Consider the following 19,879-nt stretch of genomic DNA (forward strand, 5'->3'; position numbering starts at 1 on the left):
CCGACAAAACATCCTGCGTTGCCAGCAGTGCAGGGCGGGTGCGCAGCGCGCCACCCGCCACGGTTGCCGCCGCTAAGGCTTAGCGACCCGCCTTCAGCTTCTGGTAATACGATTCGTAAATCGCGCTGGCGTCGCCGACGTCATTCTGCCATTCGCCGTTCTTGATAGTCGCGTCATCCGGATAGAGCGTTTTATCGTTCGCCACCTCTTTATTCAGCAGCTTGCGCGCTTCCAGGTTCGGCGTCGGGTAGCCGATGGTTTCCGCTACCTGTTTCGCTACGTCCGGGCGCAGCAGGAAATTGATAAGCTTCAGCGCGCCGTCGACGTTTTTCGCGTTAGCGGGAATGGCGAGGCTGTCCATCCAGAAGATGCCGCCTTCTTTCGGCCAGATAACGTCAAGCGGCGTACCGGCCTGGCGCGCCACAAAGGCGGAGCCGTTCCATACCATCCCCACGTTGACTTCGCCTTCCATGTATGGGTTGGCCGGGTTATCGGAGTTAAACGCCGCCACGTTAGGCATCAGCTTTTGCAGCTCTTTGTAAGCCGCTTCAATCTCTTTCGGGTCGGTCGTGTTGCCGGAAAGGCCCAGCTTGCGCAGCGCAATCTGGAACACTTCGCGGGCGTCGTCGGTCAAAAGCAGGCTGCCTTTGTACTCCGGCTTCCAGAGATCAGCCCAGCTGGTTACGGTTTTCGGATCGACCGCGTCGCTGTTAACGCCAATCGCCGTCGCGCCCCAGATATAGGGGATAGAGTAATCGTTAGCCGGGTCGAACGGCTTGTTCAGCATGGCCGGATCGAGGTTATGGAAGTTGCTGAGTTTGCTTTTGTCGATCTTCTGGATCATCCCTTCCTTGCGCATCTTGTCGACAAAATAGGTGGAAGGCACCACCAGATCGTAAGCACCCTCTTTGTAGGTTTTCAGCTTGGCGTACATGGTTTCATTCGATTCATAGGTCGAATAGATAACCTTAATGCCGGTCTCTTTGGTGAACTGTTCAAGCAGGCCCGGCGGCACGTACTCGGTCCAGTTGTAGAAATAAATCGTTTTGCTGTCATCAGCGTGCGCGGCGTTCATGCCGAGAGCCAGAGCGCCCGCCGCAAGCAGGTGGCGTGACCATTTCATCATTTTAACGTCCCCTGAATTTTCGTTTTATCACGAAGGATGAGCTGGCTTGCAAGCACAAGCGCCAGCGAGAGTACCAGCAAAATGGTGGCGAGCGCGTTGACTTCCGGCGACACGCCAACCTTCACCATGGAATAGATCTTAAGCGGTAAAATTTCATAGCCAGGACCTGTTACGAACGAGGAGACCACCACGTCGTCCATCGACAGGGTAAAGCTCAGCAGCCAGCCTGCGGCCACGGCGGGCATCGCCAGCGGCAGGATAATTTTGCGCAGAATAGTCACTTCGCTCGCGCCCAGATCTTTCGCCGCTTCCAGCATCTTCACGTCGAACCCTTTCAGGCGCGAGTAAACCGTCACCACCACAAAAGGCAGACAGAAGGTGATGTGCGAGAAGAGCAGGGACCAGAAGCCCAGCGAAACGCCCAGCAGCATAAAGAGCACCAGCAGCGAAATTGCCATCACGATATCCGGCGACATCATCACCACAAACAGCATGCCGCTGACGAACGGCTTGCCGCGAAAGCGGTAGCGGTAGAGCGCTACAGCGGTCAGCGAGCCGATAAGCGTGGCGAACGTCGCCGAAAACACCGCCATGGTGAATGAGTGTTGCGCCGCCTGCAGCAGGCTGTCGTTGTTCATCAGCAGGCTGTACCAGTGAGTGGTGACCCCCTGCCAGTTGATGCCGAAGCGCGAACTGTTGAATGAGTTCACGATCAGAATAATGATCGGGATATAAAGGTAAGCATAAATGGCGGCCATAAAACCGCCCTTGAGCAGTCGGCCAATCATTCCAGTTCCACCTTCTTATTAAGCAGGCGCGCGGCGCGCCAGTAAAAGAGCAGCATCAGCCCCATGACTGCGGTCAGCGTAATGCTGGTGGCCGAGCCAAAAGGCCAGTCGCGGATATTCAGGAACTGGCTCTTAATCACGTTGCCGATAAGCAAGTTTTTCGCACCGCCCATCAGGTCCGAAACGTAAAACAGTCCCATTGCCGGGAGCATTACCAGCAAGCAGCCGGCCACAATGCCCGGCATGGTCAACGGAATGATGATGCGAATAAAAGTTTGCAGCTTGCCGGCGCCGAGGTCTCTCGCGGCCTCCAGCAGCGGCTTATCCAGCTTTTCAATGCTGGAGTAGAGCGGCATCACCATAAATGGCAGCAGAATATAGACCAGGCCGATAATGACGGCGGAGGGGGTATACATAATGCGCATCGGCTCATCAATCACGCCGAGCCAGAGCAGAAAGGTGTTGAGATAGCCTTTGGTGCTAAGAAATATCTTCAGCCCGTAAATGCGAATAAGCGAGTTCGTCCAGAAAGGAACAATCAGCAGAAACAGCAGCAGCGGGCGCACTTTTTCCGGCAGCTTCGCCAGAAACCAGGCGAAGGGGTAGCCGAGCGCCAGACAGGCGAGCGTTGCCAGCAGCGCCATATTCAGCGAGTGCAGCAGCACCTGAAAGTAGAGCGGGTCGAGCAGACGCGCGTAGTTATCCAGCGTAAAGACCAGCTTGACGAAATTCACGTCGTCGCGGGTCAGGAAACTGGTTGCGATGATCATCAGGTTGGGCAGAAAAACAAACAGCAGCAGCCAGCCGACGATCGTGGCGATCACCACATTCTGGAATTTACGCGAGCTCTTCATCGGCCAGCACCACCTCCCAGCTCTCGACCCAGGTGACCGCCATTTTTTGGTTTAGCGAATGGTCAACATCGGGGTCGTCTTCATTGAAGAATTCGCTCACCTGCACCATTTTGCCGTTTTCCAGCTCCAGCACGGATTCCAGCGTCATGCCTTTGTAGTTGCGCTCGCGCACGTAACCTATCAACCCTTCCGCGTCGCAGGCGCCGTTAATCTCCTCAACGCGCAAATCTTCCGGGCGCAGCAGCACCTTCAGGCGCTGGCCTTTTTCGACGGCGAACGGCACGGTGATAAAACATTCACGCCCTTCCACGTCCGCCCGCACGCGATGATCTGCGAGCGGCTCCAGTACGGTGGCGTCGAAGATATTAATCTCGCCGATAAAGCTCGCCACGAACAGGTTCTTCGGCTCTTCGTAAATTTCACGCGGGCTGCCGTCCTGCTCAATGCGCCCGTCGCGCATCACGACGATGCGATCGGACATGGTCAGCGCCTCTTCCTGATCGTGCGTTACGAACACAAAAGTGATGCCGAGCTTACGCTGCAGCGCCTTAAGCTCATTCTGCATCTGTTTACGCAGCTTATAGTCGAGGGCGGAGAGCGATTCATCAAGCAGCAGCAGGCGAGGTTTATTCACCACGGCGCGGGCAATCGCCACGCGCTGCTGCTGGCCGCCGGAAAGCTGGTGCGGTTTACGTTCGGCGAACGCTTCCAGTTGCACCATTTTCAGCGCTTCGGTAACGCGCGGGGCGATTTCGCTGGCCGGGGTTTTCTGCATGCGCAGGCCGAAAGCGACGTTTTCAAACACCGTCATATGCGGAAAGAGCGCGTAGCTCTGGAAAACGGTATTGACGTGGCGGTGTTCCGCCGGCACCTGAGTAATGGACTGGCCTTCGAGGGTTATCTCGCCCGCGTCGACATTCTCCAGCCCGGCGATAAGCCGTAACACGGTGGTTTTGCCGCAGCCGGAAGGCCCAAGGAGTGTCAGGAATTCGCCATGATTAATGGTGAGGGAGAAATCAGAAATGACGTGCTTACCATCAAAGCTTTTTTCAATGCCCGCCAGTTGCAGCAGCGGGGAAAGCGCGCGTGGTTGTGTATTCAATTTTTAACTCTGTCCCGTTAAGAACGCACCGGGAAGCTGACCGGATGCGGGGTTTGTGATGAACCACCTTAGGGTTTGGCACTTAATTAAGGGCAGGCATTCTACGGCAAACCATTGAAATCGCCAATGGTTGTGACGGTTTGCGACGGTTACCTGCCGCAAAAGCGGGGCGCCGCCGCACAGAATGGCGTTTTCCGTTTTCCCCGACGCTTGCCTGGCGCAAAAAACAGAACCAGAAAGCGTCTGATAGCACCCTTACGCTTCTTCTTTTCGCTCAAAGCCTGGCACGCTTAACGGCTTTCGTCTGGTATGTCCTGCACCTAAGAGGATTCTGGGATTTAGTGATATCCATCACATAAATCTATTGAAAGCGAGGCGCTGCCTATAATTCATAAGGAACGTTAAATAATACGGGCGCCTGCGCTTCGGGTTTCGCCAGACTAAAGCCTTAACAGGGAAGGAATACTATGGAAAAAAACGATTACGACAAAGAAACACCTGAACAGGCTTCAGGCGACAGCGTCCGCCAGCGCCTCTTTTTTGTGGTGCTGGTGGCGACAATGGGCTCGCTGGCATACGGGTACGATACGGGCATTATTTCCGGCGCGCTGCCGTTTATGACATTGCCGGCGCCGCAGGGCGGGCTGGGGCTGAACCCGTTTACTGAAGGTTTAGTGACCTCCTCTTTGATTTTCGGCGCCGCGCTGGGGGCGTTTCTGAGCGGCTATCTCTCCGACCGCTTCGGCAGACGCATTACCTTACGCAGCCTTGCGCTGCTCTTTGTGTTAGGCGCGCTGGGCACGGCGCTGGCGCCAACGGTCAATATCATGATCGTGATGCGCTTTTTGCTTGGCGTCGCGGTAGGCGGCGGCTCCTCTACCGTACCGGTTTTTATCGCCGAGATAGCCGGGCCGCGCAAACGTGCGCCGCTGGTCAGCCGTAATGAACTGATGATTGTCTCAGGCCAGCTCGTGGCCTATATCGTTAGCGCGCTGATGAGCTATCTCTTAAACGATCCGCATTTGTGGCGCTATATGCTGGCGCTGGCGATGGTGCCGGGCGTGTTACTGTTTATCGGCACCTTTTTCGTTCCTGCTTCGCCGCACTGGCTGGTTGCCGAAGGCCGGGTCAAAGATGCCTTGCGCGTATTAAAGACCCTGCGTGAACACCCGCGCGAAGTGCAAAAAGAGATGTCGGATATGAAGCAGCAGGTCCGCGAATCGCAACAGGGGCCTTCAACAAAGGAATTGCTGAAACAAAAATGGGTGCTTCGTCTGGTGTTGACCGGCGCCGGTATGGGGTTTGTTTTACAGTTCACCGGCGTCAACGCCTTTATGTATTACACGCCGATCATTCTTAAAACCACCGGCATGGGCACCAGCGCATCCATCGCGGCGACGATTGGCAATGGCATCGTTTCAGTGCTGGCGGCGATTGCGGGCATTAAGGGCGTCAGCCGTTTTGGCCGACGTCCCATGCTGATGACTGGTCTGACAATCGTTATCTGCGCGCAGATAGCGCTAGGTTGCGTACTGGTATTTATGCCGCAGGATATGACGCAGAGCCTGCTGGCGCTCGGCTGCATCCTGGTCTTCCTGTTCTTTATGCAAATGTGTATCTCACCGGTTTACTGGCTGCTGATGTCTGAGCTATTCCCGATGAAGGTCCGCGGCGCGCTCACCGGCACGGCGGTCTCTTTCCAGTGGATCTGCAACGCCATTGTGGCCTTCGCCTTTCCTCCACTGCTGGCGGTGGCGGGCAATACCACTTTCTTTATCTTTGCGCTGATTAATATCGGCTCGCTGATTTTTGTCGCCATGGCGCTGCCGGAGACCCGCGGTAAATCCCTTGAGCAAATCGAAACCGCGATGCGCCAGCGCTTTGGCGAGCAGGAGCGCGCAGCCGCAGGCGAAACCGCCTGAAATAAAAAGGTGGCGTAGCCGCCGCTCTGGATGCTAAAGAGAAACAGATTCAGCGGAGGATTATTTCCTCCGCCGTCCTGCTAAAAGTGACCTGACGCAATAACTCTGTGTTGCGGGTTATTGATAATGAGGTCACAAAAATCAAGAGGGTGACACTATGGATAAATTACTCGAGCGGTTTCTGCAGTATGTCTCTCTGGACACCCAGTCAAAGCCTGGCGTGCGTCAGGTGCCGAGCACAGAGGGGCAGTGGAAGCTGCTGCGGTTGCTGAAAAGCCAGCTTGAGGAGCTGGGACTGGTGAACGTCACTCTCAGCGAGCACGGCACAGTGATGGGAACGCTGCCTTCCAACGTGGCGAAACCGGTGCCGCCGATTGGATTTATTTCCCACGTCGATACCTCCCCTGACTTCACCGCCAAAAACGTTAACCCGCAGATCGTGGAAAACTACCGCGGCGGCGATATTGCGTTAGGGACAGGCGAAGAGATTCTCTCGCCGGTGATGTTCCCGGTGCTTCATCAACTGCTGGGGCATACGCTGATTACCACCGACGGCAAAACGCTGCTGGGCGCGGATGATAAAGCGGGCGTGGCGGAGATAATGACCGCGCTGGCGACCCTCAAGCAAAAAAATGTGCCGCATGGCGATATCCGCGTGGCGTTCACCCCGGATGAAGAGGTGGGTAAAGGGGCGAAACATTTTGACGTTGAGGCGTTTGACGCCCGCTGGGCTTACACCATGGATGGCGGTGGCATAGGCGAGCTGGAGTTTGAAAACTTTAACGCCGCCTCGGTTACCATCAAAATTGTCGGCAACAACGTGCATCCCGGCACCGCGAAAGGGGTGATGGTGAATGCGTTGTCGCTCGCCGCTCGCCTGCATGCCGAAGTGCCTGCCGATGAAAGCCCTGAGTGCACTGAAGGCTATGAAGGTTTTTATCATCTCACGAGCATCAAAGGCACCGTCGACCGGGCGGAGATGCACTACATCATTCGCGACTTTGAGCGTGGCGGTTTCGAGGCGCGTAAGCGCAAGATGATGGAGATCGCCAAAAAAGTCGGCAAAGGGTTGCACCCGGATTGCTATATCGAACTGGCGATAGAAGACAGCTACTACAATATGCGCGAGAAGGTCGCAGAACACCCGCACATTATCAGCATTGCCGAGCAGGCGATGCGCGATTGCGATATTGAACCGATAATGAAGCCGATTCGCGGCGGCACCGACGGCGCGCAGCTTTCTTTTATGGGCTTACCCTGCCCGAATATTTTCACCGGTGGGTATAACTATCACGGCAAGCATGAATTTGCGTCGCTGGAAGGCATGGAGAAAGCGGTAGCGGTTATCGTGCGCATTGCTGAGTTAACGGCGCAGCGCGCGTAGCTTTACCTGTTTCCCGAAGTCGCGACGGGCGGCGCGTTGCTTAACCGCCCTGTAAAGGCTGTGCCCCTCACATCTTCGGGAAAGGGTAAGGGGCAAAAGCCAGCTGCTTAATCTTCGAAATACCAGTAGCCGCTGTTAACCAGCGCCGCCAGCGTGGCGAGGAAGGATGGGTCTTCCAGCGCGTCGGCAAACAGCGCGTCGCTCAGCACCACATGGTTTGCCAGCGCGTTAAGCGCCGGGCGATGCGGGCTGTCGATTTTCTCGCCGTTAACAAACACCTCTTCGCCGATGCGCAGTACGCGCAGGCCGCCCAGACGCACCAGCTTGTCGCCCTGCTTCAGGGCATCGTAAATCTCATCTGGCTGATAAGGCGGTTCCGGCGGCGCAACGTCCAGTTCGTGACGCGACTGGGTGATGAACTCGCCAAACCAGGCGTTGAAATGCTCCGGCTGATCAATCAGCTCAAGCATCATGCCGCGCAGTTTATCCAGCTCCGCCGGCACGATATCCGCTGGCTGCGCGCGCAGCGGCACATCCGGGTCGCTGTAACGCTGGCCGCCCAGTTCACGCTGCAGTACGTAATCCGCAAAGCCGCTGATAAGCTCCCGGCCGCTCGGCGCGCGAAAGCCAACAGAGTAGTTGAGGGAGTTTTCCAGCGAATAGCCTTCATGCGGAAAGCCCGGCGGAATATAAAGAATGTCGCCTGGCTCCATCTCTTCATCGATGATTGCATCAAACGGATCCACCTGCAGCAGGTCCGGGTGCGGGCAATGCTGCTTCATCGGCGTCTTTTCACCCACGCGCCAGCGGCGGCGGCCGGCGCCCTGAATGATAAACACGTCGTACTGATCGAGATGCGGACCGACGCCGCCGCCCGGCACAGAGAAAGAGATCATCAGATCATCGATGCGCCAGTCGGGCAGGGCGCGGAAAGGGCGCATCAGCGCGGCCGTGGGTTCATGCCAGTGATCCACCGCCTGCACCAGCAGCGACCAGTCGTTTTCGCCTAAGTGATCGTAGCTTTCAAACGGCCCGTGGCTCACCTGCCATTTGCCATCAAGATGGCTCACCAGGCGGCTGTCCACTTCGTTTTCCATCGCCAGCCCCGCCAGCTCGTCCGGGGAAATGGGGTCGATGAAGTTTTTAATGCCGCGCTTGAGCACTACCGGGCGTTTTTGCCAGTAGCGTTCAATAAAGTCGGGCCAGTTTATTTCTACGTGATAGTCCATATTGTGTTCCGCAGGCTCAGAATATGAGTCGGATTATAACGGACGCTGCTCACTCTGCGTGGCTGTTTAGGTTGTTTTTTCGCGAACTGGCGGAAGCTTCGCCAGCTATCGGCTGCTGACGGGCGAAAATCACCTCCATGCGCGCGCCGCCAAGCTCGCTGTCGCCGGTCAGGATCTCTCCGTCGTACTGCTCAACGATTTCGCGGGCGACCGACAGCCCCACGCCCTGGCCTGGGCGCAGCGTATCAACGCGTTGTCCCCGGTCAAAGACCAGCGCCCGTTTGCTGTGCGGAATGCCCGGCCCGTCATCCTCTACTATCAGGCGCAGCTGGTCATCGCTCTGACGGGCGCTCACTTCAACGAACTCCAGGCAGTATTTGCAGGCGTTATCCAGCAGATTGCCCATCACTTCCATAAAGTCGTTCTGCTCGCCGATAAAGGTTATCTCCGGCGAGATATCAAGCGTGATAGTGACCCCTTTGCGCTGGTAAACCTTGTTAAGTGCGGAGGTGAGGTTGTCCAGCAGCGGCGCGACGGAATGCAGCTCGCGGCTCAGCAGCAGACTGTCGCTGCGCATACTGGCGCGGTGCAGGTAATAACCGATTTGCTGTGAAATACGGCTTATCTGTTCAAGCATCACCGGCTCCGCTTTTTCCACATCCAGCTTGCCGGTGCGCAGCGAACGCAGCGTGCTTTGCAGCACCGCCAGCGGCGTTTTCAGGCTGTGCGTCAGGTCAGTCAGCGTATGACGGTATTTGTCGTAGCGTTCGCGCTCGCTTTTCAGCAGCCGGTTGAGGTTGCTGACAAGGCTTGTCAGTTCACGCGTCGTTTCAGGGTTGAGTCGGTCACGGTGATGCTCTTCCAGCTCGCGCACCTCGCCCGCCAGCGCCTCGATAGGCCGTAAGCTCCACCAGGCCGCCAGCCAGAGCAGCGGAATCACCAGCAGCAGGTTGGCCATTAGCACATAGATAAACCAGTTCCAGACGGTGTAGCTGCCTTTGAGCTCCATCGGAATGGTATCCACCACCACCACCGTCAGCGCGGGCATTCTGGCCGTAGCGGGGTACTGGTTAACCGCCACCGAGTGGGTCATCTCGTTATCATCTTCTTCGCGGCGAAAATCGCTGAGCTGTTTTTGCAGGGAGTGGTTGGCGCCGAGCAGGTCGCTACTTGCGCGAAAGTTGGCCTCCAGCTCGTGGAAGCCGTTGGCGGTAAGCCAGTCGGGGCGAATTTTCTTGATAAGCCAGGGCAGGTTGCGCTGCGCCCAGAGCAGATGGCCTCTCTCATCGTAAATCAGCGCTATCGTCGGGCTCTGGATATCCAGATTTTCCGGGATCTCAACGCTAAGCCGGTTGTTTTGCCAGCTGGCGAGGGTATAGAACAGGTTGCTTTCGCCGCGTAGCAGGCGAAAGGTGGTTTTGTCGAAGCTCACGCTGTAGCCCACCAGCGCTACTGCGCCATAGGCAAGAGAGAGCACCAGCACCACGGCGGCGGTAGCCAGCAAAAAGCGGACCCGCAAGGAGAGCGGCAGAATATGCCGCAGCAGCGTTTTCATCTATAGCAGGTCGAAGCGGTAGCCTTGGCCGCGTACGGTGGTTATCACCTCGCCGGCGTGCTCTGCCTGAATCTTCTTACGCAGGCGGCCCATCAGCACGTCGATAGTATGGCTTTCACGCAGCTCGGCGTCCGGGTAAAGCTGAAGCATCAGCGACTCTTTGCTCACCACTTTGCCGACGTTGCGGATAAGCGTTTCCATAATGGTGTACTCAAACGCAGTGAGCTTGACAGGGTTATCATGGATGGCGAGTTCACGGCGGGAGAGATCGAGCTGAAAGGGCGGCAGGGAGATAATCTGCGAGGCAAGGCCGCTGTTACGGCGCAGCAGCGCCTGCATGCGCGCCACCACCTCTTCAATATGAAACGGTTTGGTGACGTAATCATCCGCCCCGGCGCCCAGCACCTCCACTTTATCCTGCCAGCCTTCGCGGGCGGTGAGCACCAGCACCGGCAGGGTGACATCGTGGTTGCGCCAGCGTTTGATAAGGCTCAGGCCATCTTCGTCAGGCAGCCCTAAATCCACGATGGCGATATCGGGCAGGTGTTCGTTGAGGAAATAATCCGCCTCTTTCGCGTCTTCCGCGGCATCGACCTGATGACCCAGTTCGCTCAGCTGCACCTTAAGATGGTGACGCAGCAGGGCGTTATCCTCCACAACCAGCACGCGCATCGTGAATCCTCTTATATCAATTGCATAAATAGTGTAACGCTAATTATGCCGCCAGCGTGATAAACATTCTTTAAACCGCCGGGGCGGCTTAGCGCAGCACCGAGCGGGCGATACGGCTGTAAGTGTGGCGTACGCCGCGTATTGCCACGCTATAGGTGAAAATGTTTTCCGGCAGGGCGAGTCCGAGCCAGCCGGTATCGCCGATATGGTGAAGATCCGCGCCTGCCATCTTGCTCATCAACGCCATCTGGCGGATGGTTTCGCGCTCGGCCCCTTCCTGCGAGGTGCCGATGGCGGTCATCGCCAGCGCCCCCTGCTGGTGGGTGAAATCAATGAGCTTCGCCACTTTCTCCTGCGACATGCCGGGGATCGTGCCGGGAGCCGGAAGCAGCACCACGTCGGCGCCATTTTCAACAAACAGCGCGATATCCCGCTCGCTGATAAGCGCGCTGCCGCTTTCGCGCACAATCCCCGCGCCGTGCATTTTCCCGGTAATCAGCACCAGCTTGTCGCCCACCGCATCGCGAATCGCTTTCAGCGCATCGGCGATGGCCTGGTTGCTGACGCCGTTGTTAGGGTTGCCGGTAAGCACCACGATGCGCGCGCCCATCTCATACAGCTTTTGCGCGTTTTCCACCGTTGCGGCGCGCCCGGCGGTCATTTGCCAAAAATCGTTATGCTCCGTGGCGTAAGCCGGGTCTACCGCTTCCAGGTTAACGCCAATCACCCGGCCGGTCAGGCGCTTAAGCTCGCGCAGCGTCTCTTGCGGCGCGATGCCTTCCGGCAGCCCGGCGATATGCGGCGCCTGTACGTCAAAAAGGTTGAGCAGCAGAATATCGGCGCCCTGGCTCGCCGCCAGCTCGGCGTTGGTGATGGTGTTAAGCAGCGGCTGGGTCGCCCCGATGCACTCGCTGACCAGAATGCGGCCCTCGCTGGCGCGAATAGCATAGAGCAGCTCTGCTTTTTCTATGTTCGCCAGTTCAGAGGCGCTGAGATCGAGATAGCGTTTCATCATCCTTCTCCTTTTAGACAGACAGATAAAAAAAACGCCACCCGAAGGTGGCGAAGGTGGCGCATGCTGGCTTACTTGAGGTCGTCCACCATCTGAATGGCGCGGCCGAGATAGTTGGCCGGGGTCATCGCCTTCAGGCGGGTTTTTTCTTCCTCCGGCAGCTCAAGGCTGTCGATAAACCGCTTCATACCTTCGGCATCCACGCGTTTGCCGCGGGTCAGCTCTTTAAGCTTCTCGTACGGCTTCTCGATGCCGTAACGGCGCATAACGGTCTGAACAGGCTCCGCCAGCACTTCCCAGTTGCTATCCAGCTCTGCCAGCAGGCGATCGCGGTTCACTTCCAGTTTGCTTACGCCTTTGAGCGTCGCCTGGTAGGCGATGAGCGCGTAACCCACGCCGACGCCGAGGTTGCGCAGCACCGTGGAGTCCGTGAGGTCGCGCTGCCAGCGGGAAACCGGCAGCTTGCTCGCCAGGTGTTGCAGCACGGCGTTGGCCAGCCCCAGGTTGCCTTCAGAGTTTTCGAAGTCGATCGGGTTAACCTTGTGCGGCATGGTGGAAGAGCCTATCTCGCCCGCGATGGTTTTCTGCTTAAAGTGGTTGAGCGCGATATAGCCCCAGACGTCGCGATCGAAATCGATAAGAATGGTGTTAAAGCGCGCGATGCAGTCGAACAGCTCGGCGATGTAATCGTGCGGTTCAATCTGGGTGGTGTACGGGTTCCACTGAATGCCGAGCGAGGTGACAAACTCTTCGCTGAACTGATGCCAGTCCACTTCCGGGTAAGCGGCGATATGGGCGTTATAGTTGCCTACCGCGCCATTGATTTTACCGAGGATCTCCACCTGTTCCAGCTGGCGGAACTGGCGTTCCATGCGGTAAGCGACGTTCGCCATCTCTTTACCCATGGTGGACGGGGTGGCGGGCTGGCCGTGAGTGCGAGAAAGCAGCGGGATATCGCGATACTGGTGCGCCAGGTCTTTCACCGCATCGATGATTTTGCGCCAGTAAGGCAGCACTACCTCTTCGCGGGCGGTTTTCAGCATCAGCGCATGGGAGAGGTTGTTGATGTCTTCTGAGGTGCAGGCGAAGTGAATAAACTCCGACACCGCATGCAGCTCCGGCACCTGCTCGACTTTCTCTTTAAGAAAATATTCCACCGCTTTAACGTCATGGTTAGTGGTGCGCTCAATGGTTTTGATGCGCGCGGCGTCTTCTTCACTGAATTGAGCAACGATTTTATCAAGGTAATCGTTTGCTTCTCGGGCAAAAGCAGGAACTTCCTTGATCGCTGCGTGCGCGGCCAGCTTTTGCAGCCAGCGGACTTCAACCTGTACGCGAAATTTCAGCAAACCAAATTCGCTGAAAATAGCGCGCAGCGCGCTGACTTTATCGCCATAGCGTCCATCAACGGGGGAAACGGCGGTCAGTGAGGATAATTCCATAATTCACAACTCCGGGAGGTTAACAATGAGCAAGAATCTGTTTCGCCTGGGTCACCAGACGATTACGGGAAAACATTAACTGCAGGCGGCCACCGCCTGTCTGACGCCACAGCACGGCGGCGCGAATGCCCGCCAGCAGGCAGGCGCGCACTTTGGCCTGCACCTGCGGGCTTTGCAGCACGGCGGGCGACCCCATCACCTGAATACGCGGGCCCAGCGGGCTTACGACATCAACATAAATCCCCGCCATGGCGCTTAGCAGGGTCTCGGATTCAAGGTCGAAGTGTTCAAGCTGGCGCTGCAGGCCAGCGATGCGTTCGCCAAGGGTCTCCATCGCCCCTTTGCTGCTTTCAAGCTTACGTTCCAGCACCATCAGGCTTAGGGTGTAGCGCGTCAGTTCGGCGCTGAGCCCCTGGCGGCTGCTGGCGTTGAGCACGCCGATAAGGGTTTCGAGGCCAGTGCGCAGGTTCGCTTCGTTGCCGCCAAAAACGCCGAGCGTGGAGGCGGGGTTGAGATCGATAACGCTGCTAAGCGAAACACGCATCGCTTCGCTGTCGCAGTGTCCCTGATGCGCCAGCTGTTGCACCAGACGGGCGGACTGACAGATGCCAGCCAGCGCCAGCGTAATATCATAATAATTCTTCGCCACACTTCCTCCTTTACGTGCGCTGTTTACCCGTTACACAGGCAGCGGCAGGCGCTGCTCGATGATGCCGCCGCCGAGGCAGACTTCGCCCAGGTAGAAGACGGCGGACTGGCCTGGCGTCACGGCGGCGACCGGTTCGTCAAAGCGCACTTCGATTCGCTCATCATCAAGCGGGCGAATAGTGCAGGGAATATCCGTCTGGCGGTAGCGCGTTTTCACGGTGCAGCTCAGCTCAGCCGTCAGCGGCTCGCGGTCCACCCAGTGCAGTTGCTGGGCGATGAGCCCGACCGACATCAGGCGCGGGTGGTCATGGCCTTGCGCAACGATCAGGATATTGTTTTCAACGTCTTTATCTACAACGTACCACGGCTCTTCGCCGCCATCTTTCAGACCGCCAATGCCAAGCCCTTTACGCTGGCCCAGGGTGTGATACATCAGTCCCTGATGTTCGCCGATTTCATCGCCGTCGACGCTGACGATTTTACCCGGCTGCGCTGGCAGATAGCGGCCCAGGAACTCGCGGAATTTACGTTCGCCGATAAAGCAGATGCCGGTAGAGTCTTTCTTCTTCGCCGTTACAAGACCCAGCTCTTCGGCAATCTGGCGCACTTCGGGTTTTTCCAGTTCGCCCACCGGGAACAGGCTTTGGGCAATTTGTTCATGCCCCAGCGTATAGAGGAAATAGCTCTGGTCTTTGTTGCCGTCGAGACCGCGCAGCAGGCGGCTTTTGCCGTCAACATCCGCCCGGCGCACATAGTGGCCGGTGGCGATATAATCCGCGCCTAAATCTTCGGCGGCGAATTCCAGAAACGCTTTGAATTTGATCTCTTTGTTGCAGAGGATATCCGGGTTCGGCGTGCGTCCCGCTTTATATTCCGCGAGGAAATGTTCGAACACGTTATCCCAGTATTCTGCGGCGAAGTTCACCGTGTGCAGTTCAATACCGAGCTTGTCGCACACCGCCTGCGCATCGGCCAGGTCGGCGGCGGCGGTGCAATACTCCTCGCCATCATCCTCTTCCCAGTTCTTCATGAACAGGCCTTCCACCTTATAGCCCTGTTGTTGCAACAGGTAGGCGGAAACGGAGGAATCAACGCCGCCGGACATTCCGACGATCACTTTTTTCTGGCTGTTATCAGACATTGCACCACTCACGACTTAAAACAAAGGCGGCGTATTCTAGCACGCACTGACCGCGCAGACACCCCCTGCGCGCACCGCCGTGCCCGCGCAGGCCAAATTAAAGCCCTTAGCGGCAATAATTGCGAATAGCGCGGCGGCAGAGGCGTGAAGAGAACGGGAAGGGGGCGGGGGCCTGAAAAGGCCCCGCGTCGTATTACGCGAAGCGTTCGTCGAGCGTGAACTGTTCGACGGTTTGCGCGAGTTGCTGAGCCTGTTCTTCAAGCGAGCTGGCCGCTGCCGCCATCTGTTGCACCAGCGCGGCGTTTTGCTGGGTGACGCCATCCATTTCATTGACGGCGATGGTCACCTGGCTTATGCCTTTAGACTGCTCATCCGAGGCGCTGACGATTTCGCCAATAATGGTCTGCACCGAATGCACCGCCTGCGTCATCTCCTGCATAGTTTTGCCCGCGTCGTTAACCAGCTGAACGCCGTTTTCCACACGCTGGCTGGACTCTTCAATAAGTGCGGCTATCTCTTTCACCGCGCTGGCGCTGCGCTGCGCGAGATTGCGCACTTCCGAGGCCACCACGGCGAAGCCGCGGCCCTGTTCGCCGGCGCGCGCCGCTTCCACCGCCGCGTTAAGCGCGAGGATATTGGTCTGAAACGCGATGCTGTTGATCATGGTGGTGATATCGCCGATTTTCTTCGCGCTGTCGTCTATCTGCGCCATGGTCTGCACGACCTGACCTACCAGCGCTTCGCCCCGGCTGGCTATCTGGGTGGCGTTCGCTGTCAACGCCGTAGCCTGATGCGCGTTATCGGCGTTGTGCTTCACGGTGGCGCTGATCTGCTCCATGCTGGCGGCGGTCTGCTCCAGCGCCGACGCCTGCTGCTCGGTGCGGGAGGAGAGGTTAATGTTGCCGCTGACAATCTCGCCCGCGCCTTCACGCACTGAATTGCTGGCCGCTTTGATTTGCCCGACCATCTGGCGCAGCTGCGCCTGCATGGTGTGCAGCGCGAAGAACAGGCTGCCACTATCGCCAGCTTTTACTTCGATAGCGTTATCAAGTTTGCCTTCCGCCACCGCCAGGGCGATGGTGGCCGCTTCCCGCGGTTCGCCGCCGAGCGGTTTAAGCACTTTGCGGCTGAAGACTATCCCCAGCAGCGCGCTCACCAGCAGAATGCTCACCACCATCAGGATAATGGCGTTTCGTAGCTGCTGATTGGCGGCGGCCATTACCTGGCTTACCGGCGCCACGACGCCCAGATACCAGTTATCGGTGCTGTTGCCGATGCTCACCGGCTGCCAGGTGACTAACGCATCTTCGCCAAGGACAGGATCGCGCTGCTCGGCGACTTTCGCGCTAAAACCTGCGGTATCGCCGGGAAACGGTTTGCTGGTGAGCTTTTTATCGGGATAGGAGATAACCTTACCGGCAGTTGAGAGCAGCACGGCGTAGCCGCCGCCTTCCCACGGCTTAATCTGATTCACTCGTTGCTGTAACGAGGCCAGCGAAATATCGGACGTCACCACCGCCTGTAATTTACCTTCGACCATAATCGGCGCCGCGACCGACGTGAGCAGCGTCGGCACGCCGTTATAGGCGTAGCTGTAGGGTTCAATCAGGGTATCCTTCTGCGTTTTTTGCGGGATCAGGTAATAATCCCCCTGGCCAGGCGTTGAGTAGGAGAGCAGAGGATGAAACTGATAATGGCCCGCCTGGTCGTGATCCACAAAGAAGGCGTAGCGGCCTTTTGGCGCCTGACCTGGCTTGTCGGCGAATTCCGCATCGCGCCCGTCAAAGGCGTTTTCTTCAAAAATTACTGACACGGAGAGGTAGTCAGGATTATCGCGCAGCGCGGATTCCAGCAGTGTGTTGGCAACGTTGCGGTCGGTGATACCGGCGCGGGGCAGCGCCGCGATGCTGTGGCCGAGGTTATGCGCCACATCGCGGGCGTAGTTGAGCTCCTGCTGGATTTTGAGCGCTTCGCTGCGGGCTATCTGCTGTAAATAACTTTCCGCCAGCGATTTTTGCTCAGCACTGGATTGCCAGCTCAGTACCCCGATAGTCATCACAAAGCCCAGCGTGATGGTTAAGGCGCCTGTCAACAACATCTGCGCCCGGGTACTCATTTTCCTGGAAACATATTCTCTGGCCATCACGGCTCCTCAGGGTAAACCTTTATCAAGTCATTGCCATTCCTTATCAATAAACGCCTCCCTATTACCGTTCTATCGGCGGCTGTTTTTTGTCCTTTAGCAGCGGCAAAGCGGCGGTGGGTGGCGTAATAAAGAGGCGTTTAGCGGGCAAAGCAGCAGGCAAATACAGGGGATGGTCGCGTGATGAACGAACGTGCTGATTGTAGCGCCGGTACGCAGCACGTTTAGCTGGCGTTAAATATTTCGGAAAGAAATAAAAAAGTGGACGAAACGGCGTTTAACGCCCCGGGCGGGGCGAGGAAGGATAATGTGCGCTCAGTGAAACGGCCAGTTAAAGGCGCCAATCAGCGACAGCGGATAACGCTCGCCGCGCTGCCAGGTGCGGATGCTTTCCGCCACCAGCGGCGAGCGCAGATTATCCGCGTTCAGGATCTCATCGGCGCTGACCCAGCGGCAGCAGTCAATATCGCTGTCGTGCGGCTGTGTCGGCACGCAATCCTCAAGCTCAATGCTGAAGAGAAAACGCAGGAACGGCGTATTATCCGGCGCGAGCCACTGATGCAGACGTAAAAAATGCTGCGGTTCGGCTGTAATGCCCGTCTCTTCCCACAGTTCGCGGCGCGCCGCTTCCTGCAGCGTTTCATCCGCTTCCAGATGGCCTGCCGGCTGGTTCCACAGCGCTTTGCCGTTAATGGTTTCCTCAACAACAAGAAATTTGCCCTTCGCGTGCACAATGCAGGCGACCGTAACATGCGGTTTAAACATTCGCGTTTCCTTTTTCAGAGCGCCATTTTTCAGAGCACGACTTCGCGCCAGTCGCCGTTGGCAAGGTTATCCAGGGTATATTCGCCCATCGCATAACGGATCAGGCGCAGCGTGGGAAAACCGACATGGGCGGTCATCCGGCGGACCTGCCGGTTGCGCCCCTCATAAAGGGTGATTTTAAGCCACGATGTGGGAATTGACTTACGTTCGCGTATCGGCGGGTTGCGCGGCCACAGCCAGTGTGGCGCGTCGACAAGCTCCACGCCAGCGGGCAGGGTAGGGCCATCGTTGAGCGTGACGCCGTTTCTGAGGGCGCTCAGCGCTTCATCGGTCGGCTCGCCTTCCACCTGCACGTAATAGATTTTGCCGGTGCGTTTGCCAGGCTGCGTGAGCGTTGCCTGCAGGGCACCGTCGTTGGTCAACACCAGTAACCCTTCGCTGTCGCGATCGAGGCGGCCTGCGGCATATACGCCTGGCACGGGAATGAAATCTTTCAGCGTTTGCCGGCCCGCCTCATCGGTAAACTGCGGCAGCACATCGTAGGGCTTGTTAAAGAGAATCAGGCGCTTCGGCCCTTCAGACGGGCGCTGTCGGGCGCGTTGACGTGTGCTGAAACGCTTAAGCTGGTGATTTTTCGAAGAAGTTTTTTGCATACTATTTTCAGATGTTATGGATTGCCGCATTATAGCTGAATCACAATAGCGTGGCATGGGGCACGACATTGAGTTAGTATTGACACGCCTATTACAAATCATTAACAAAATGAGTCACAACCAGAAGCGCTCGAAGGAGAGGTGAATGGAAAGCAAAGTAGTTGTTCCGGCGGAAGGTCAAAAGATCACAGCGCAAAACGGCAAGCTGAATGTTCCCAATAACCCGATTATTCCTTTTATCGAAGGGGATGGCATCGGTGTGGACGTGACGCCGGCCATGCTGAAAGTCGTGGACGCCGCGGTTGAGAAGGCTTACAAGGGCGAGCGTAAAATTTCCTGGATGGAAATTTACACCGGTGAGAAATCGACCAAAGTTTATGGCCAGGATGTCTGGCTGCCGCAGGAAACTCTCGATCTGATTCGTGAATATCGCGTAGCGATCAAAGGCCCGCTGACCACGCCGGTCGGTGGCGGCATCCGCTCTCTGAACGTGGCGCTGCGCCAGGAGCTGGATCTGTACGTTTGCCTGCGTCCGGTGCGCTACTACCAGGGCACCCCGAGCCCGGTAAAACACCCGGAACTGACCGATATGGTTATCTTCCGTGAAAACTCTGAAGACATTTACGCGGGCATCGAGTGGAAAGCGGACAGCGCTGAAGCGGACAAAGTTATCAAATTCCTGCGTGATGAGATGGGCGTGAAGAAAATTCGCTTCCCGGAACATTGCGGCATCGGCATTAAGCCGTGCTCCGAAGAAGGCACCAAGCGCCTGGTGCGCGCGGCGATTGAATACGCTATCACCAACGATCGCGATTCCGTTACCCTGGTGCACAAAGGCAACATCATGAAGTTCACCGAAGGCGCCTTCAAAGACTGGGGCTACCAGCTGGCTCGCGAAGAGTTCGGCGGCGAGCTTATCGACGGCGGCCCGTGGGTGAAAATCAAGAACCCGAACACCGGCAAAGAGATTGTGGTGAAAGACGTTATCGCCGACGCCTTCCTGCAGCAGATCCTGCTGCGTCCGGCGGAGTATGACGTTATCGCCTGTATGAACCTCAACGGCGACTACATCTCCGACGCCCTGGCGGCGCAGGTTGGCGGCATCGGCATCGCGCCGGGCGCGAACATCGGCGACGAATGCGCGCTGTTTGAAGCAACCCATGGCACCGCGCCGAAATACGCAGGCCAGGACAAAGTGAACCCGGGCTCCATCATTCTCTCCGCTGAAATGATGCTGCGTCATATGGAGTGGTTCGAAGCGGCTGACCTTATCGTGAAAGGTATGGAAGGCGCTATCAACAACAAGACCGTGACCTATGACTTCGAACGCCTGATGGAAGGCGCTAAGCTGCTGAAATGTTCAGAGTTTGGCGACGCGATCATCGCGAACATGTAATCCGCCTGGCGGGTTAAAGAAGAACGGGAGCCTGATGGTTCCCGTTT

17 protein-coding genes are annotated in these 19,879 nt (G+C 57.2%); 3 read left to right on the top strand and 14 right to left on the bottom strand.

Annotation, left to right across the window (positions count from 1 at the left end; all coding sequences use genetic code 11):
* Positions 1 to 79 precede the first annotated feature (79 nt).
* From potD to potA, 4 genes are read right to left on the bottom strand one after another with little or no spacing between them, the layout of a single operon-like run.
* Positions 80 to 1,126 (bottom strand): spermidine/putrescine ABC transporter substrate-binding protein PotD, encoded by a 1,047-nt coding sequence (gene potD, locus IEX01_RS04185; protein ID WP_024555899.1) that lies wholly within the window; start codon positions 1,124 to 1,126, stop codon positions 80 to 82.
* Complete coding sequence (potC, locus tag IEX01_RS04190; protein ID WP_188723308.1) at positions 1,123 to 1,914, bottom strand: spermidine/putrescine ABC transporter permease PotC; 792 nt, start codon at positions 1,912 to 1,914, stop codon at positions 1,123 to 1,125. Before potC ends, potD begins: the two co-directional genes overlap by 4 nt.
* Positions 1,911 to 2,768, bottom strand: coding sequence for a spermidine/putrescine ABC transporter permease PotB (gene potB / locus IEX01_RS04195; protein ID WP_188723309.1), 858 nt, complete (start codon positions 2,766 to 2,768; stop codon positions 1,911 to 1,913). The genes potC and potB overlap by 4 nt, the downstream gene beginning before the upstream one ends.
* Entirely contained in the window at positions 2,752 to 3,870 is a 1,119-nt protein-coding gene (gene potA, locus IEX01_RS04200) for a spermidine/putrescine ABC transporter ATP-binding protein PotA (RefSeq protein WP_024555896.1), read from the bottom strand. Before potA ends, potB begins: the two co-directional genes overlap by 17 nt.
* Before the next feature lie 467 nt (positions 3,871 to 4,337).
* Here potA and IEX01_RS04205 point away from each other — a divergent pair, with 467 nt between their 5' ends.
* Both IEX01_RS04205 and pepT read left to right on the top strand, forming a co-directional pair.
* Positions 4,338 to 5,792 (top strand): sugar porter family MFS transporter, encoded by a 1,455-nt coding sequence (locus IEX01_RS04205; RefSeq protein WP_188723310.1) that lies wholly within the window; start codon positions 4,338 to 4,340, stop codon positions 5,790 to 5,792.
* Positions 5,793 to 5,949: 157 nt separating this feature from the next.
* Positions 5,950 to 7,176: a peptidase T gene (gene pepT, locus IEX01_RS04210; protein WP_024555894.1), complete on the top strand. Its 1,227-nt coding sequence runs from the start codon at positions 5,950 to 5,952 to the stop codon at positions 7,174 to 7,176.
* Between the two features lie 107 nt (positions 7,177 to 7,283).
* Here the strand turns inward: pepT and IEX01_RS04215 are convergent, their stop codons facing one another.
* From IEX01_RS04215 to rluE, 10 genes are all read right to left on the bottom strand, one after another.
* Positions 7,284 to 8,405, bottom strand: coding sequence for a ribosomal protein uL16 3-hydroxylase (locus tag IEX01_RS04215; RefSeq protein ID WP_188723311.1), 1,122 nt, complete (start codon positions 8,403 to 8,405; stop codon positions 7,284 to 7,286).
* A gap of 49 nt (positions 8,406 to 8,454) precedes the next feature.
* Positions 8,455 to 9,960, bottom strand: a complete 1,506-nt coding sequence (gene phoQ, locus IEX01_RS04220; protein ID WP_024555892.1) for a two-component system sensor histidine kinase PhoQ — start codon at positions 9,958 to 9,960, stop codon at positions 8,455 to 8,457.
* The gene (gene phoP / locus IEX01_RS04225; protein WP_188723312.1) at positions 9,961 to 10,632 is read right to left on the bottom strand and encodes a two-component system response regulator PhoP; all 672 of its coding nucleotides are present in this window, start codon (positions 10,630 to 10,632) and stop codon (positions 9,961 to 9,963) included.
* Between the two features lie 88 nt (positions 10,633 to 10,720).
* On the bottom strand, positions 10,721 to 11,644 hold the full coding sequence (locus tag IEX01_RS04230; protein ID WP_024561528.1) for a DUF7916 family protein: 924 nt from the start codon (positions 11,642 to 11,644) through the stop codon (positions 10,721 to 10,723).
* Positions 11,645 to 11,715: 71 nt separating this feature from the next.
* The gene (purB, locus tag IEX01_RS04235) at positions 11,716 to 13,086 is read right to left on the bottom strand and encodes an adenylosuccinate lyase (protein ID WP_188723313.1); all 1,371 of its coding nucleotides are present in this window, start codon (positions 13,084 to 13,086) and stop codon (positions 11,716 to 11,718) included.
* Positions 13,087 to 13,105: 19 nt separating this feature from the next.
* Positions 13,106 to 13,735 carry a high frequency lysogenization protein HflD gene (gene hflD / locus IEX01_RS04240; protein ID WP_024561530.1) on the bottom strand — a complete coding sequence of 210 codons (630 nt, stop codon included), beginning with the start codon at positions 13,733 to 13,735 and terminating at the stop codon, positions 13,106 to 13,108.
* A gap of 30 nt (positions 13,736 to 13,765) precedes the next feature.
* Positions 13,766 to 14,875, bottom strand: a complete 1,110-nt coding sequence (gene mnmA / locus IEX01_RS04245) for a tRNA 2-thiouridine(34) synthase MnmA (protein ID WP_188723314.1) — start codon at positions 14,873 to 14,875, stop codon at positions 13,766 to 13,768.
* A 193-nt stretch (positions 14,876 to 15,068) separates the two neighbouring features.
* Positions 15,069 to 17,018, bottom strand: coding sequence for a methyl-accepting chemotaxis protein (locus IEX01_RS04250; RefSeq protein WP_024555886.1), 1,950 nt, complete (start codon positions 17,016 to 17,018; stop codon positions 15,069 to 15,071).
* Between the two features lie 315 nt (positions 17,019 to 17,333).
* Positions 17,334 to 17,783 carry an NUDIX hydrolase gene (locus tag IEX01_RS04255; RefSeq protein ID WP_024555885.1) on the bottom strand — a complete coding sequence of 150 codons (450 nt, stop codon included), beginning with the start codon at positions 17,781 to 17,783 and terminating at the stop codon, positions 17,334 to 17,336.
* A 29-nt stretch (positions 17,784 to 17,812) separates the two neighbouring features.
* The gene (rluE, locus tag IEX01_RS04260; RefSeq protein ID WP_071788420.1) at positions 17,813 to 18,466 is read right to left on the bottom strand and encodes a 23S rRNA pseudouridine(2457) synthase RluE; all 654 of its coding nucleotides are present in this window, start codon (positions 18,464 to 18,466) and stop codon (positions 17,813 to 17,815) included.
* Between the two features lie 115 nt (positions 18,467 to 18,581).
* Here rluE and icd point away from each other — a divergent pair, with 115 nt between their 5' ends.
* Positions 18,582 to 19,832: an NADP-dependent isocitrate dehydrogenase gene (gene icd / locus IEX01_RS04265; RefSeq protein ID WP_024555883.1), complete on the top strand. Its 1,251-nt coding sequence runs from the start codon at positions 18,582 to 18,584 to the stop codon at positions 19,830 to 19,832.
* Positions 19,833 to 19,879: the final 47 nt, after the last annotated feature.

This window comes from Franconibacter daqui (assembly GCF_014644275.1).
In the GTDB taxonomy this organism is placed as follows: Bacteria; Pseudomonadota; Gammaproteobacteria; order Enterobacterales; family Enterobacteriaceae; genus Franconibacter; species Franconibacter pulveris.